The 16213-nt window shown below is 59.7% G+C and carries 12 protein-coding genes and 1 pseudogene; 4 read left to right on the top strand and 9 right to left on the bottom strand.

The annotated features are described in order from the left end of the window. Position 1 precedes the first annotated feature (1 nt). Together ispG and KQI17_RS00785 are read left to right on the top strand one after the other, a co-directional pair. Positions 2 to 1039, top strand: coding sequence for a flavodoxin-dependent (E)-4-hydroxy-3-methylbut-2-enyl-diphosphate synthase (gene ispG / locus KQI17_RS00790; RefSeq protein ID WP_371821935.1), 1038 nt, complete (start codon positions 2 to 4; stop codon positions 1037 to 1039). 15 nt (positions 1040 to 1054) lie between these two features. Continuing rightward, positions 1055 to 5044: a PolC-type DNA polymerase III gene (locus KQI17_RS00785; protein WP_216494305.1), complete on the top strand. Its 3990-nt coding sequence runs from the start codon at positions 1055 to 1057 to the stop codon at positions 5042 to 5044. 62 nt (positions 5045 to 5106) lie between these two features. On the opposite strand, the gene KQI17_RS00780 is transcribed toward KQI17_RS00785, so the two are convergent. From KQI17_RS00780 to KQI17_RS00740, 9 genes and pseudogenes are all read right to left on the bottom strand, one after another. Continuing rightward, positions 5107 to 5979, bottom strand: a complete 873-nt coding sequence (locus KQI17_RS00780) for a radical SAM protein (protein ID WP_216494304.1) — start codon at positions 5977 to 5979, stop codon at positions 5107 to 5109. Between the two features lie 19 nt (positions 5980 to 5998). Then, entirely contained in the window at positions 5999 to 6391 is a 393-nt protein-coding gene (locus KQI17_RS00775; RefSeq protein WP_216494303.1) for a thioesterase family protein, read from the bottom strand. Positions 6392 to 6422: 31 nt separating this feature from the next. Then, positions 6423 to 8336, bottom strand: a complete 1914-nt coding sequence (locus KQI17_RS00770; protein WP_216494302.1) for an extracellular solute-binding protein — start codon at positions 8334 to 8336, stop codon at positions 6423 to 6425. 6 nt (positions 8337 to 8342) lie between these two features. Then, positions 8343 to 9179 carry an ABC transporter permease gene (locus tag KQI17_RS00765; protein ID WP_022019046.1) on the bottom strand — a complete coding sequence of 279 codons (837 nt, stop codon included), beginning with the start codon at positions 9177 to 9179 and terminating at the stop codon, positions 8343 to 8345. 569 nt (positions 9180 to 9748) lie between these two features. Beyond that, positions 9749 to 10762 (bottom strand): annotated as a pseudogene (locus tag KQI17_RS13835) (ABC transporter ATP-binding protein); the annotation flags it as partial. 33 nt (positions 10763 to 10795) lie between these two features. After that, entirely contained in the window at positions 10796 to 11329 is a 534-nt protein-coding gene (locus KQI17_RS00755; protein WP_216494300.1) for a helix-turn-helix domain-containing protein, read from the bottom strand. Positions 11330 to 11531: 202 nt separating this feature from the next. Then, positions 11532 to 12533 (bottom strand): ATPase P, encoded by a 1002-nt coding sequence (locus KQI17_RS00750; protein ID WP_216494299.1) that lies wholly within the window; start codon positions 12531 to 12533, stop codon positions 11532 to 11534. A 64-nt stretch (positions 12534 to 12597) separates the two neighbouring features. Beyond that, entirely contained in the window at positions 12598 to 14097 is a 1500-nt protein-coding gene (locus KQI17_RS00745) for a carbon starvation protein A (RefSeq protein WP_216494298.1), read from the bottom strand. A gap of 239 nt (positions 14098 to 14336) precedes the next feature. Further along, entirely contained in the window at positions 14337 to 15293 is a 957-nt protein-coding gene (locus tag KQI17_RS00740; RefSeq protein WP_216494297.1) for an RluA family pseudouridine synthase, read from the bottom strand. A gap of 325 nt (positions 15294 to 15618) precedes the next feature. Here KQI17_RS00740 and KQI17_RS00735 point away from each other — a divergent pair, with 325 nt between their 5' ends. Continuing rightward, positions 15619 to 15966 (top strand): DUF177 domain-containing protein, encoded by a 348-nt coding sequence (locus tag KQI17_RS00735; RefSeq protein ID WP_253285611.1) that lies wholly within the window; start codon positions 15619 to 15621, stop codon positions 15964 to 15966. A gap of 42 nt (positions 15967 to 16008) precedes the next feature. After that, a complete protein-coding gene (gene rpmF / locus KQI17_RS00730) occupies positions 16009 to 16206 on the top strand; it encodes a 50S ribosomal protein L32 (protein WP_022019053.1) in 198 nt (65 codons plus the stop codon). Positions 16207 to 16213 lie beyond the last annotated feature (7 nt).

The following is a 16213-nucleotide window of genomic DNA, read 5'->3' as shown; positions in this document are numbered from 1 at the left end:
CGTGATGAAGCAGATCATGGTCGGCGGCGTGGCCGTCGGCGGCGGCGCGCCGGTCACCATCCAGTCGATGTGCAACACAAAGACCGAGGACGCAGGCGCGACCATCGAGCAGATCCTGCGCTTGGAGCAGGCGGGCTGCGAGATCGTGCGCGTGACCGTGCCGACGCCCGAGGCGGCGGAGGCGGTCGAGATTATCAAGAACAGCATTCATATTCCGCTCGTGGCGGACATTCACTTTGACTACCGCCTTGCCATCGCCGCGGCGGAGCACGGCGCGGACAAGATCCGCATCAACCCCGGCAACATCGGCGGGGAGGACCGCGTGAAGGCGGTCGTGGACTGCTGCCGCGCGCACAAGGTGCCCATTCGCATCGGCGTGAACGGCGGCTCGTTGGAGAAGGAGCTGCTGGCAAAGTACGGCCGCGTGACGCCGGAGGCGCTCGTGGAGAGCGCGCTGGGTCATGTCGCGCTGCTGGAGAAGTATGACTTCACGGACATCTGCATCTCCGTCAAAAGCTCCGACGTGCCGCTCAACATGGCGGCCTACCGGCTGCTGCACGAACGAGTGGACTATCCGCTGCATCTCGGTGTGACCGAGGCGGGTACGCCGTCGATGGGAGTGCTGAAGTCTGCCATCGGCATCGGCGGACTTCTCTGCGAGGGCATCGGCGACACGATGCGCGTTTCGCTGACCGCCGACCCGGTGGAGGAAGTCTATGCCGCCAAGCGCATCCTGCGCGCCTGCGGGCTGCGAAGAAGCGGCGTGAATCTGATCTCCTGCCCGACCTGCGGGCGCACGGCCTACGATATGATCCCGCTGGCCGAGGAGCTGGAGCGCCGCCTTGAGGACTGCGACAAGCCCATCACCGTCGCGGTCATGGGGTGCGTGGTCAACGGCCCCGGCGAGGCAAGAGCGGCGGATATTGGTATTGCGGGCGGCAAGGGCGAGGGCCTTATTTTCCGTCATGGCGAGGTATTGTACAAGGTAGCGCAGGAAAAGCTGCTGGACGCCCTGCTTGAAGAGATCGAGAAACTGTAAGAGAGAAGCGAAAAAATGGCACAAAGGATACCGTTTTTTGAATTATTTGAGGGCTTTGCGCCGCCCATCGGACTGCGTGTGCTGCTCACCGACGCCCGCGTGACCGACGTCACCGTGGAGCAGGAGAGCCGCACGATGGCGCTTGCGCTGACGGTGCTGCAGGAGATCACGGATTCCGAGCGCACCCTGCTCGAGCAGCTTTTGGCGGACCGCTTCGCGCTCAACGGCGTGCGGATCTCGCTGACGCAGGGCGGCTTTCCCAAGCAGGAGCCGCGTCCCTCGAGCGCGGGCGGCGGCGCGAGGAAGGAGTCGAGCGCGGGCAAGATCATCATGGGCCGCGAGATCAAGGGGCATCCCATGCCGATGAGCGAGCTGAACCCCAAGGCGGGAAACGTTGTGGTCGAGGGCAAGGTCTTCAAGTGCGAGTTCCGTGAGCTGCGCCAGCCGGGTATGTGGCTGGCGCTCATTGAGATGACCGACTACGAGGGCTCGGTCATCGTGCGCAAGCGGATGCTGGAGAAGGACGTCGCGCCGCTGCGCGACCGCGTTTCGACCGGTATGTGGCTGCGCGTCGCGGGCACGATGGAGCTGACCTACGACGGTCACGATATGCAGCTCAACCCGCGCGACGTGACCGAGATCACGCACGAGCCGCGCATGGACACTGCAGAGGTCAAGCGCGTGGAGCTGCACCTGCATACGCGAATGTCCAACATGGACGCGCTGACCGACACCGGCAGCGTCGTCAAGCTCGCCGCCAAGTGGGGGATGCCCGCCATCGCCATCACCGACCACGGTGTGGCGCAGTCCTTTCCAGATGCATGGCACGCCGGTGAGGGTAAAATAAAAATACTTTACGGCTGCGAGGGCTATTTTGTCAACAACATTGACGACCGCATCGCCATTCACGGGCATCAGGACATCGGCTTTTCCGACGAGATCGTCTGCTTCGACATTGAAACGACCGGCCTCAAGGTCACGCAGGAGGCCATCACGGAGATCGGCGCGGTGCGGCTCAGGAACGGCGAGATCGTTGAGACCTTCCAGACCTTTGTGGACCCCGAGCGCCGGCTGACGCCGGAGATCATCGGTCTGACCGGTATCACGGACGAGATGCTGCGCGGCGCGCCAAAGCTCAAGGACGCGCTGACGGCGTTCCTCGCCTTCGCGGGAAATGCGCCGCTCGCGGCGCACAACGCGGAGTTCGATATCAGCTTTATCCGCGCGGGCTGCCGGAAGTGCGGCATTCCGTTCGAGCCGACTTATATCGACACGCTCATTCTGGCGCAGAATCTGCTGCCGGGGCTGGGCAAGTATAAGCTGGATATCGTGGCGGAGCATTTGCAGCTGCCGCAGTTCAACCACCACCGCGCGTCGGACGATGCCGTGCCGGTCGCGCAGATGCTGACGAAATTCTTTCCCATGCTCGCCGAGCGCGGCGTGACGCGCCTGCAGCAGATCAACAACGAAATGCTCAAGCTGCGCCCGCTGGGAAGCAAATCCAACCGCTTCCCGAAGCACATCATTCTGCTGGCAAAGAACAAGGCGGGCCTGAAGAATCTTTACCAGCTCATTTCACTCTCCAACCTCAAGTATTTCAAGCGTGTGCCGATCATTCCGAAAAGCGAGCTGATCGCGCACCGCGAGGGACTTATCATCGGCTCGGCCTGCGAGGCAGGCGAGCTGTTCCGTGCGGTCGCGGACCACAAGGACTGGGAGGAGCTCAAGCGCATCGCGTCCTTCTACGATTATCTCGAGATCCAGCCCATCTGCAATAACCGCTTCATGCTGCGCGAGGGCGCGGCCAGGAGCGAGGAGGAGCTGCGCGATTTCAACCGCACCATTGTCCGGCTCGGCGAGGAGTTGGGCAAACGGGTCGTCGCCACCGGCGATGTGCATTTTCAGGAGCCGGAGGACGAGGTCTACCGCCATATCCTGCTGGCCTCCAAGAAATTCCCCGACGCGAACGCGCCGCTGCCCATCTACTTCCGCACAACGGACGAGATGCTCCGTGAATTTGAGTATCTCGGCAAGGAAAAGGCCTACGAGGTGGTCGTGACCAACACGCGCGCCATTGCGGACCAGATCGAGAACATTGAGCTGCTGCCCAAGGGCAAGCTCTTCCCGCCGCGCCTGGAAAATTCCCGAGAGGATCTGAACCGCCTCGTCTGGGACAAGGTGCACAAGCTTTACGGCGACGAGCCGCCGAAACTCATCAAGGACCGTTTGGACATCGAGCTGGGCGGCATCCTCGGCAAGTATGACGTGGTGTATATGTCGGCGCAGAAGCTCGTCCAGCGCTCGCTGGAGTGCGGCTATCTGGTCGGCTCGCGAGGGTCGGTCGGCTCGTCGCTCGTCGCCTATATGTCGGGCATCACCGAGGTCAACTCGCTCCCGCCGCACTACCGCTGCCCGAAGTGCAGGCACAGTGAGTTCATCACCGACGGCAGCTACGGCTGCGGCGCGGATATGCCGGATAAGAACTGCCCGGAATGCGGCACGAAGTACGTCAAGGACGGCTTTGACATTCCGTTTGAGACCTTCCTCGGCTTCGGCGGCGGCAAGGTGCCGGATATTGACCTGAACTTCTCGGGTGAGTATCAGGCGCGGGCGCACCGCCACGCCATCGAAATGTTCGGCGAAACGCAGGTGTTCCGCGCGGGCACCATCGGCACGCTGGCGGAAAAGACCGCCTTCGGCTTTGTCAAGAAATATCTGGAGGAAAACGGCATCCAGTCAGGCGCGGCGGAGATCGACCGCCTGACGGCAGGCTGCGTCGGCGTGCGCCGCACGACGGGCCAGCACCCCGGCGGCTTGGTCGTCGTGCCGGACGATCTGGAGATCGAGGATTTCTGCCCCGTGCAGCACCCTGCCGACGCGGAGGACAGCGACACCATAACCACGCACTTTGAATATCACTGCATGGAGGATAACCTCCTCAAGCTCGATATGCTCGGCCACGATGACCCGACGATGATCCGTATGCTCGAGGATCTCACCGGCGTGAACGCGCGCACAATCCCGCTCGACGATCCGGATACGATGAGCATTTTCACCTCGTCGAAGGTGCTGGGCTTTGAGAACGACGATCTGCTCGGTCCGACCGGCGCGGTCGCCATTCCCGAGTTCAACACGCGCTTCACGCGCCAGATGCTCATTGACACGCAGCCGAAGGACTTCAATACCCTTGTGCGTCTTTCCGGCTTCTCGCACGGCACGGACGTATGGCTCGGCAACGCGCGCGAGCTGATCGTCAGCGGCACGGCGAGCGTTCTGGAGACGGTCGGCTGCCGTGACGACATCATGCTCTACCTCATTTCCATGGGGCTTGACCCGAAGATGAGCTTCAAGATCATGGAGGCCGTGCGGAAGGGCAAGGTCAAAAAGGGCGGCTTTCAGGACGGCTGGGTAGAGGCGATGCAGGAGCACGATGTGCCGGAATGGTACATCGAGTCGCTCGCCAAGATTGGCTATCTGTTCCCGAAGGCGCACGCGGTCGCGTATGTTATGATGGCGTTCCGCATCGCGTGGTTCAAGGTGCATGAGCCGCTGGCGTTCTACGCGACCTTCTTCACCGTGCGCGCGAAGGCGTTCGACGCGGAATACTGCTGCGCGGGACTGGACGCGGTCAAGCGGAAGATCCGCGAGATCGAGAACAACAAGGACGCGTCGGCGGTCGAGCAGGATCTGATGACCACGCTCGAGGTCTGCTACGAGTTCTATCGCCGCGGCTTCCACTTTGACACCATCGACATCTACCGCTCCGACGCGACAAAGTTCACCGTCACCGAAGGCGGCCTCCTGCCGCCGTTCATCTCCGTCCACGGACTCGGCGAGGCCGCGGCGCTGGACACGGTGGAAAAGCGCAGGGGCAAGGAGTTCATCTCGGTCGAGGAATTCTCCATGTGCTGCAGCAAGCTTTCCAAGACGCACATCGAGCAGCTGCGCGCCCTCGGCGCGTTTGCCGGCATGGCGGACACCAGCCAGCTCACGCTGTTCGGATAAAAAACGCAGGACCTGCACTTGGCAGGCCCTGCGTTTTTTCATGCAGCAATGCAAAAGATGTGTTACAGCCCCAGCTCTACGGCGCGGCGCAGGCGCACCTTGCCGTCCAGCGCGGCGTCGATGGTTTGGATCAGCGCCTCGCGGTCGCGGTTGAGCGTGCCGCCGAGGGGAAGGTAGTTTGAGGCATGGTTCGAGCGGAACACGCTGCCCTCGGAGTCGATGTGTTCCAGGAAGAGCCGCGTCTCGCGCATCAGATCGGCGGGCCCCATCATCTGAAACTCGCCCGCCTCGATCCAATCGTGCAGGGGAGTGCCGGAGTAGACGCGCAGCGTCAGGAAAGCGATAAATTCCGGCTTCATCGCGCTCACGGCCTTTGCCGTGTCGATGGCGTGGGCCTGCCAGTCGCCGTTGAGCCCAGCCATGCCGTTGATGGCGGTGACGGAGATGGCGATGCCAGCCGCCTTGCAGCGCAGCGCGTTTTTCACGGTCTCCGCCGCGGTGACGCCCTTGTTGAACTTCAAGAGCAGATCCTCATTGCCGCTTTCCAAACCAATGTAGACGAGCGCCAGCCCGTGCTCACGCAGCTTGCGCAGCTCCTCGTCCGTTTTGCGTTCGATGGCCTTGGTGGTGGCATAGGCGGCAACGCGCGTACACTCGGGGAAGTATTCGCGGATGAAGTCCAGCACCTGCAGCAGATAGTCCATCGGCAGGATCAGCGCGTCGCCGTCGGCGAGAAAGATGCGCTCGATGCGCCGCTCGTAGCTGCGCGCCTCGGCGACGTCACGCAGGACCTCCTCCACCGGACGGATGGAGAACTTCTTATCCTTGTACATATTGCAGAACGCACATTTGTTGTGGCTGCACCCAAGTGTGCATTGCACGATCAGGCTGTACGCCTCGCTCGGCGGACGGTAAACGGCTCCGTAGTAGTGCATGGGCTTCCTCCTTGCCTGTTCAGTCTTCCAGCTTGGCCAGGCACTTCTTCATGAAGCGCTCGCAGTCGATGATGGCGCGCTCGTGCGTGCCCTCGCCGATGAGGCCCTTGTTATCGTATGCCTCGACCTTGAAGGTATACATCTTGCCGTTCTCGGAAATGGCGATCAGCTCGGCCTTGGCGGTGATCTCCGCGCCGATGGGGGAGGGGGAAACGTGGCGGACGTTGACCATCGTGCCGACGCTGCTCTTGCCCTCGGGAAGCTGCTCCTTCATGTAGTAGTAGGCCGCGGCCTCCATCCAGCAAATGAGGAAGGGCGTGGCGAAGATGTCCAGTCCGCCCGAGCCGAGCGCGCCGGCGGTGATCTCCTTGGTGACGACATTTTTGTATTCGTAAGTGTCTCCGATCTGCATGGGTTTGATTCCTTTCTTTCGTGCGATGTTTTTACTTGGCTGCCTTGACCTTGATCCAGAGCTTGCTCAGCTCGCGCATGAGCGTCTGGTTGTCGTGGAACATCTCGTCCTTCTCGTAGCCGGAGCGGGGAAGGTAGGCGGCATTCTCTGCGTAAAGGTCCTCGGAGGAGGTCATCTCCTCAAAGACCTCTGCGTTGGGAGAAGTATACCCCACCGTCTCCGTATTGTCAAATGCGGCCTCATAGGTAAGCATATAGTTGATGAACTCGTGGGCGAGCAGGGGATTTTCCGCGTTCGCGGGAATGACCATCGCGTCGCACCAGATGTTCGTGCCCTGCTCCGGCATATAGAAGCTCATGTCCTCGTTCTCGTCGAGAATGACGGTGGCGTCGCCGGAGTAGACGACCGCGAGATCCTTGTAGCCATTCATCATGCCGTCGATGACCTCGTCGGTGACGTAGACGGGCGACATGGTGTCGTTCATCTGCAGCAGCCATTCGTAGGCGGCGTTGATCTCGTCGGGGTCGGAGGTGTTCATCGAGTAGCCGAGCGCCTTGAACGCCATCATGAACGAGTCGCGCTCGGAGTCGTAGATGTAGAGGTGACCGGCGTAGTCGGTGTTGCGCAGCACCTCCCAGCCCTGTTCCTCCACCACGGCGGGATCGACGTTCTCGTGGTTGTAGACGATGCCGACGCTGCCCCAGAAGTAGGGAACGGACCACTCGTTATCGGGGTCATAGCTCATGCCGCGCACCGCGTCGTCCATATTCTCAAGGTTTGGAAGCAGGCTGTGATCGAGCGGCTGGAGATAATTCTCCTTCATCAGGCGTTCGATCATGTAGTCCGAGGGAATGACCACGTCGTACTTGTCGCCCGCCATGAGCTTGGTGTACATCATCTCATTGGAGTCGAAATTCTCCACGATGACGCGCACGCCGAACTGCTTTTCAAAGTCGCCGATGACGTTCTCACCGAGGTACTCGCCGGGGAGATAGAGCTTGAGGACGTTGCTGCCGTACTTTTCGACGGCGGCAGCGTTCTTGTGCTGCTGAGAAAGGCTGACGCCGACCGTTCCGCCGAGAATGGCGAGCACCAGCACGCCGGCGACAGCGGCCATCAGCCTGCGGCTTTGTGCAAAGGATTTTCCCTTTTCACTTCCTTCTTTTTCACGCTTTTCGTGCAGGATCGGGACAAGGTTGACGATGCCGAGCACCAGCGTGATGGCGACAATGACGAGCGTGGAGAGTGCGTTGATGGAGGGATTGACGCGCTTGGACATGGTGTAGACCAGAATGGAAATGTTATTCACGCCGTTGCCCGTGGTGAAGTAGGAGATCACGAAGTCGTCAAAGCTCATGGTGAACGCGATGAGCGCGCCGGAGACGATGCCCGGGCGGATCTGCGGCACGATGACGCGGGTGAGCGCCTGGAACGGCGTAGCGCCGAGGTCCATCGCCGCGTCGATGAGGTTCGGGTCGAGCGAGCGCAGCTTCGGCGTGACGGAGAGCATGACGTAGGGGATGCAGAACATGATGTGCGCGAGCAGCAGCGTCAGAAAGCCCTTCTTCACCGCCAGCACGCTGAAGAACATCAGCAGACTGATGCCGGTGACAATATCGGGATTCATCACGGGCAGGTCGTTCACGCGCTCGACCATCGCCTGAAGGACCTTCTTCGACTTCGACAGACCGATGGCGGTGACGGTGCCGACGATGGTGGAAACGACGGTAGCAAGAAGGGCGATGACGACCGTGTAGAGCACGGCCTCCATCATCGTGGAGTCCGCGAACATCTTTTCATACCAGCGCAGAGAGAAGCCGCCGAACTTCGTGAGCGAGCGGGAATCGTTGAACGAAAAGACGATGATATAGAGAATGGGGAGGTAGAAGAACAGCATCGTCAGCGTAAGGATAACCTTGGAGGCGGCAGAGGTTTTCTTTTTCATCGTCCGTCACTCCTTTCCGCGGCTGGCGGGCTGCACGTCGACCTTGCGCGTGAGCCACATCGAAAGCATGATGATGATCGCCATGATGAGGGAAATGGCGCTGCCGAAGTTCCAGTCGCCGGAGGTGAGGAACTGCGATTCGATGATGTTGCCGACGAGCACGAATTGACCGCCGCCGAGGAGCTTCGGAATGAAGAAGCTGGAAACGGCGGGCAGGAACACGAGCGTGATGCCGGAAATGACGCCGGGGAGGGAGAGCGGCAGCGTCACGCGCAGAAACGCCTGCACGGGCGTGGCGCCGAGGTCGTTGGCGGCCTCCAGCAGGCTCTTGTCCATCTTGGCGAGCGAGGTGTGGATCTGCAGGATCATAAAGGGAATGAAGTTATACACCATGCCGAGAATGACGGCGAAGCTCGTGTGGATCATCGAGACCGGCCCAATGCCGAAAAAGCCGAGAATGGTGTTGAGGATACCCTCGTCCTGCAAAATACCCATCCACGCATAGGTGCGCACGAGCATATTGACCCACGTCGGCATGGTGATGAGCAGGATCATGATGGTGTTCGAGCGGCTGTTCATCTGCGCGATGGCATAGGCGATGGGGTAGCCGAGCGCGATGCAGATGAGCGTCGTGAGCACGGCGATGTAGAGCGAGCGGCCAAGCACCTCCATGAACACGGTGTCGGTGACAAAGCGCTTGAAGTTATCGAAGGTGAACTGAAAGGTCAGCACCTCATTGCCGGAAACGGTGAAGGCGTAGAGCACGATGAGCAGCATCGGCAGCACAATCATCACGCTGATCCAGGCGACGTAGGGGTACGTCATGGAACGGAACTGCTTCACCACTGCCCCTCCTTCTTCATGACGTGAATGTCCTCGGGGCGGAAGATGAGGCCGACCTCCGCACCCTCCTCGCAGGCGCGCGTGGTGGAGACCTTGTACTCATAGCCCTCGGTGGAGAAGGTTACGTCGTAGACACCCGGCTCGATGGTCTCAGGGTCGAAATCGTACTTGACATCGGTGATCTCGACCTGTTCGCCGTCCTCGAGGGACCACGCAGACGCGCTCGCCCACGTTTCCAGATCGGTGTCGAGCGCGATGCTCTCCTGAATGTCCTCGACCTTCTTGAAGAAGTTCATCGCGTAGATCTCTTCCTGATAGACCTTGCTCTCCACGCGGTTCTCCGCCATGACCGCGGCCTTGACCGTGATGGACGTCCCGGCGGCGGTGGTGAAGGTGACAGAGTAGCTGCCGACCTCGGGCTTGATGTCGTATTCGACGTTCTTGATGGAGATGGGCTCCTCGGTCTCCACATCCCACGCCTCAGCAGAGGCGAGGGCGACGACCTTGGCGTCGTCCAGCTCGCCGACGTCCTCGACGTCAATGAGGAAGGCGCTGGCGCTGATCTTCTCACCGGCGTCGGCATTGAGCACGGGACGGTCCTGCGAGACCTGCATCTTGACGGTGATGGTCGTGCCGACGCGGGTCTCGACCACGGTATCGTAGTGCATCCCCTTGAAAAGCTGGGACTTCACCACGCCCTTGAGCATACCCTCGGAGCGGGGGACAATGTCAAGATGCTCGGGACGGATGACGACGTCCACCTTTTCATTTTTGTTGAAGCCGCGGGCACGGCAGGGGAACTTTTTATCCTCGAAGACCACGAGGTCGTCGCCCTGCATCACGCCGTCAATGATGTTCGTCTCGCCGATGAAGTTGGCGACGAACTCGTTGACGGGGTAGCGGTAGATCTCGGTCGGCGTACCGATCTGCTGGATCTCGCCCGCGTTCATGACCACGATCTTGTCGGACATGGTCAGCGCTTCCTCCTGGTCGTGGGTGACGAAGATGAAGGTAATGCCGACCTCCTGCTGAATGTACTTGAGCTCCTGCTGCATCTCCTTGCGCAGCTTCAGGTCGAGCGCGCCGAGCGGCTCGTCGAGCAGCAGCACGCTCGGCTCGTTGACGAGTGCGCGGGCGATGGCGATGCGCTGCTGCTGACCGCCGGAGAGCTCGGTCACGTTGCGGTCGGCGTAGTCCTCAAGGCTTACCAGACGCAGCATACGCATGACCTTCTGGGCGATAACGTCCTTCGGCTCCTTCTTGATGGTCAGGCCGAAGGCGATGTTGTCGTAGACGTTCATGTGCGGGAAGAGCGCGTATTTCTGGAATACGGTGTTGATCTCGCGCTTGTAGGGCGGGACGTTCACGATGTCCTCGCCGTCGAAGAGGACCTTGCCCTCGGTCGGCTGTAAAAATCCGCCGAGGATACGCAGCAGCGTCGTTTTGCCGCAGCCGGAGGGACCGAGCAGAGTGACGAACTCATTTTCGTAAATATCCAGGCTGACGCCCTTGAGGACGACCTGCCCGTCCTCAAAGCTCTTGACGATATTCTTGAACTGGATCAGTTTCTTCTGTTCAGGCATGGTTCCAATATCCTTTCCTTATATCGATAGAAGTCAGAACAGGGGAGGGGTCGAGACCCACAGCACGTGCGCGGTGGTCTTGCGCACATTTTTGAGCAGATGGAAGCTGCGTCCGTGGAGGTAGAAGGTCTCTCCGCGGCGCAGGGGGTGCTCCTCGCCGTCGCAGACCAGCACGACGCTGCCATCGACGACATAGCCGAATTCCTCGCCGTCATGCGGCTCGACCGTGAAGCTCTCGCCGCCCTCGGGCAGCTCGAGCAGTATCGGCTCCATCTGATTCTTCTGCGTGTTGGGAACGATCCAGTTGACCGTGCAGTCCTCGCGCTCGTCGACGAAGAAATCATCGGCGTGGAAGATGAACTGGTCGTTTTTATCCTCCTGAAAGAACTCGGCAAGATTCGTGCCGAGCGCCTCCAGAATGTCGCTCAGAGAGTCGATGGACGGGGAGGTAAGGTCGCGCTCTAACTGGGACAAGAACCCCTTTGTCAGCTCGCTTCGGCTGGCGAGCTCCTCCAGAGTCAGTCCCTTGCGCGTTCGCAGCTCTCGGATCTTATTTCCAATGTCCATACAATGACCTCCCGATTCCTAAGCGTTCGATTTGCTAAACTTTCGGTTTATTTTTATAAAACCAAACCTATTATACACAAAGAGGAAAGGATTGCAAGCATAAAATAAACAAAAAGTTTAATATTTTGAACGCTGACAGTTCCGCGGGCAAAAAAAGGAAGGACTCTGTGCAATCGGTACAGAGTCCTTCGCTGTTTTCGGCTTATTGATAGTCGCTCACAAGGAACAGAGGCTTGATGACCACGACCTCGTCATGCTCCTCCTGCTCGACCTGCACGTCGGCGGTGAGCGCCCTGAGGTCGGCTTTGAGCACGTCGAGCGCTTCCTCCTTGCTCTGCGCGCGGCCCTCGCGCAGAATGCGGATCATGCGGTCGAGCACGATCGGATGCGCGTAGCGGGCGGGGAGGGGAAAGTCCTCGGGCAGAACATTCGCCATGGCGGCCTGCGCCTCGTCCCAGGCACGCTCGACCGCCCTGCGGTTATTCTTTGCCGTGGGCAGAACGTGCGCTCCCGAGAAGAAAAACACGGCGGCAAAGCCGAAGAGCGCGAAGTAGACGCCGAAATCACTGCCGCCGCGCCACGAGATGATGCCGTACACCAATGCCGCCGCGCCCGCGAGGACGATCGCCAGCGCGACCCAACGGTAGGCGGGATTCGTATGCTCGTTGATGCGCTTGGCCTTGGCGGCTGCAGCAAGCTGAGCGGTCAGCTCGGGGTAGCCGGAGAGGAACTTGCGCGCGCGCTCCAGCTCCTCGCGCACGCTCTGCGCCTGCGGTGTGAGCTCCTTGAGGTAGCGGGATGCCTCCTGCTGCGCCTTTTTTGCAAGCCGCTGCTCGCCGCCGACGCTCAGGCGCGGAATCTCGGGATGGACCTGCCCCAGATAGGCAAGCAGCTCGTCCACGTCCTCCTCACGCTTGAAGGTGCATTGCTTCTCCTGTCCGTCGTCGTACTGCACGACGAGGTATGGGATGGAGCCAAACGCACCCTTGCCGCTGAAGCCGCCCTGGCTCATCGCCACGCGCTTGAAAACGCGCCGCACGGAGCCGAAGCCGACGTAAAAGTGCCGGTCGATGAGAAGATCATTGAGATATAGGGCCTTTTCTCCCACACCGCAGGGGCCGAAGCGGCGGCAGGACTTTCGGTCCGCGGCCGCGGTCTCCGCTTCCAGAACAGTGTTTCCGAGGCGTACAGGTGCAAAGCTCATAATCGCTCCTCCAAAGTGAGCAAAGCGGCGGGAGGGACGCTCTCGCCGCTTTGCGGAATAGGGTTTACTTGTGCAGGGTCTCGTAGTGCGGCTGGGTATGACGCTTCTTGATGGTGTACAGGAAGATGCCAAGGAACAACGCCGCAGCGAGGATGCCGACGGGATAAGCGACCGCCGTGTTGTACACGGTAGCGCCGTCGGCAGTCTTGGTGTTGAGGAACTGGCCGAGGCACTCATTGCCCAGCATGAAGTAGGTGATGGACACGGCGCTCATGAAGGTAGCGGGAACGGCGGTGATCCAGTAGTTCTTCTTCTCATAGAAGAGGTACATGGAAGCGGCCCACAGAACGATCATGGCGAGCGTCTGGTTGGTCCAGCTGAAGTAACGCCAGATGATGGTGTAGTCGATCTTGCCGAGGGCATTGCCGATGCCGAGAAAGGCGCCGACGCCGAGCACGGGGACGCAGAGGAGCAGACGGTTCTTCCAGCTCTTCTGGTCCATCTTGAACCAGTCGGCCAGAACCAGACGGGCGGAGCGGAACGCGGTGTCGCCGGAGGTGATGGGGCAGGCGATGACGCCGAGCATGGCAAGGGCAATGCCGATGCCGCCCATGGTCTTGGAGCAGACGTCATACACAGCGGTGGAGCCGCCGCCGCCAAGAGCAAGCAGCTCTTCACCGGTGTAGAGAGCGCAGCCGGCAGCCGCCCAGATCAGGGCGATGATGCCTTCGGAGACCATCGCGCCGTAGAAGACGAAGTGGCCCTGCTTCTCGCTCTTCATGCAGCGTGCCATCAGGGGGCTCTGCGTAGCATGGAAGCCGGAGATCGCGCCGCAGGCGACGGTGATGAACATGAAGCTCCAGATCGGAGTGCCCTGCGGGTGCATATTGGTGAAGTTGTTCCAAAGCTCGGGGATGGTGTAGCCCTTCGTGAAAATACCGAGCGCCACGCCGAGCGCCATAACAATCAGGCAGATGCCAAACACGGGGTAGATCTTGCCGATGATCTTATCGATGGAGAGGAAGGTCGCAATGAAGTAATAGATCAGAATCAGGATCAGCCAGAACATCTTGCTGGCGAGGATGCCTTCGCTGCCGCCCTTGGAGCACAGCAGCTGGAGCAGACCGGCGGGGCCGACGGCGAACACCGTGCCGACCATGACCAGAAGAACGACGCTGAACACGCGCATGACATTCTTCATCGCGCCGCCGAGGTAAATGCCGGAGATCTCGGAGATGGAAGCGCCTTCGTTGCGCTCACTCATCATACCGGAGAAATAGTCGTGGACCGCACCGGCAAAGATGGTGCCGAAGGTGATCCACAGGAAGACCACGGGACCCCACAGAGCGCCGCTCAGAGCGCCGAAGATGGGGCCGAGGCCCGCAATGTTCAGAAGCTGGATCATAAAGAGCTTCCACTGCGGCAGGACCATGTAGTCCACACCGTCGTTGATCTTGACGGCAGGGGTCTCACGGTCATCGGGGCCGAAGGTGTTCTCAACGACCTTGCCGTAGACGAAGTAGCCGCCGATCAGCAGTGCCAGACACAGGAAAAAGCTAATCATTTGTACTCTCCTCCTTAATTTGTCCCATGATGGCATGGGTATGCATCGGTTGGAAACGTTTCCACCCGACGCCAAACATCATAGCACGAAAGAAAAAAAGTTCAAGCGACAAAAAGAACAAAAATTTGATAAAAATTTTATGCGGATTTATGTATCGATTTCACATATCTCACGCAGGTATCGCGGAAAATGATGGAAGAATATTTATATATAAATTAAATATGTATTCTCCCGCATGTTCAGCCGAAGTATTTCCGCCGGAAGGGGACCTCGTCGGCGATGAACTCGCGCCCACGCAGGTAGTTGAGAATGCCCGCGTCGGTGGGGAAGTCAAAGCGCAGGCGGTAGGAGTAGAGCGCCTGCTGCGTCTCACCGTAGCGGCGGTTGACGCTGCCGACGCCGTATTTTCCGTCGCCGAGCAGGGGGTGGCCCATGTCGGCGAAGCTCGCGCGGATCTGGTGCGTGCGCCCCGTGAGCAGCTCGACCTCGATGAGGGAGAGACGGTCGCGCGTTTCCAGCGTTTCGTAGAGCGTGACGGCGCTGCGTCCGTCCGGCACGGGATGGTGATAGACGCGCACGGTGTTCGTTTTGCTGTCCTTGCGCAGGAAGCATTCGATGCGGCCCTTCGGCGGCTCGGGGCGGCCAAGGCAGATGCAGAGGTAGAATTTGGACAGCTCGCGTTCGCGGATCTTTTCGTTCAGGACGCGCAGCGCCTCGGCGTTTTTTGCCGCGATGACGATACCGCCCGTGTTGCGGTCGATGCGGTTGCACAGCGCGGGGGTAAAGGCGTTCTCCTCGCGCGGCTTCCATTCGCGCTTTTGATAGAGATAGGCGAGCAGATGGTTGACGAGCGTATTGACCTTCTCCCCCTCGTCGGCGTGGACGACCATTCCGGCGGGCTTATCAAGCAGCATGATGTTTTCATCCTCATAGATGATATGCAGCCTTGGGTTGACGATCGTGAGATAGACGTTCTCCTCGCTCGGCGTTTCAAAGAATTCGTCGTTGATGTAGAGCTGGAGCTTGTCGCCCTCGCGCAGACGGCAGTCTCGTTCGGCGCGCGCGTCGTTGACCTTGATGCGCTTGAGGCGGATGTACTTCTGCGCCAGCGAGGCGGGCAGCAGGGGAACGGCCTTGCCGAGAAAGCGGTCGAGCCGCTGATCGGCGTCATTTTTTTGGATGGTAAGCTCTCGCATGGTGCCGCTCCTTTCGCGCGTTAAAAGCATAGCAAGGCCATTCTACGACACCCACCGTCAAATGTAAAGAAAAGCAAAGAAAAAAGTTGTAAAAAATCCTCAAAAAATGTTTGACATTCTCAGCCGCGTCCTCTATAATACTACTCGTGTCATTGCGAGGTGTATCATGCTTTTAGACGTCAAACGAATCGTTAACACCCCCGGAGGCAGAATCCCCTTTGAGTTTTCAGAGGACTTTTCTGATGTGGACTTCGGCGGCGTGTGTCCGGCCGTTCGGCCTGTCTTAGTGGTAGGGCAGGTGCGGAACATCGCGGGGATGCTTCGTTTGGAGCTGGCGCTTGATACGACCCTTGCGGCTGTGTGCGACCGCTGCGGCGAGGTCTTTGACAAGCCCTTTCATCTCGACTGCGAGTATCTGCTCGCGACTGAGCTGGAGGACGAGGAAAATGACGAGATACTGCTGCTCGAGGACGGCACGGTCGATCTGGGAGAGCTCTCCCGCGAGGTGTTCATCCTCAATATGCCCACAAAGCTGCTTTGCAGAGAGGATTGCAGGGGCCTGTGTCCCGGCTGCGGCGTGAACCTCAATTATGAGGTCTGCCGCTGCAAAAAGGAAGTGGACCCGCGGCTCGCAAAGCTGGCTCAGCTGCTCGACAGGAGCGAAAACAAGTAATTTTTACTGCGATCCGCAGTTTTCGATCAAGGAGGTGTCAACATGGCAGTCCCCAAGGGGAAAGTATCCCGCGCAAGACGCGATAAGAGACGTTCTTCTCACTGGAAGCTGGAAACTCCGGGCCTCGTCGCTTGCCCGAAGTGCGGCGCTCTGCGCCTGCCTCACAGAATGTGCAAGGAGTGCGGTACCTATAACGGCCGTCAGGTCAAGGTCATCAAGTCCAACGTTGCCGCTGAGTAAGCACATC

The sequence above is a fragment of the Oscillibacter sp. MSJ-31 genome (assembly GCF_018918025.1).
Classification (GTDB): domain Bacteria; phylum Bacillota; class Clostridia; order Oscillospirales; family Oscillospiraceae; genus Hominicoprocola.
The sequence above is the reverse complement of the archived record's forward strand: the minus strand, read 5'-3'. Positions and strand labels throughout refer to the sequence as shown.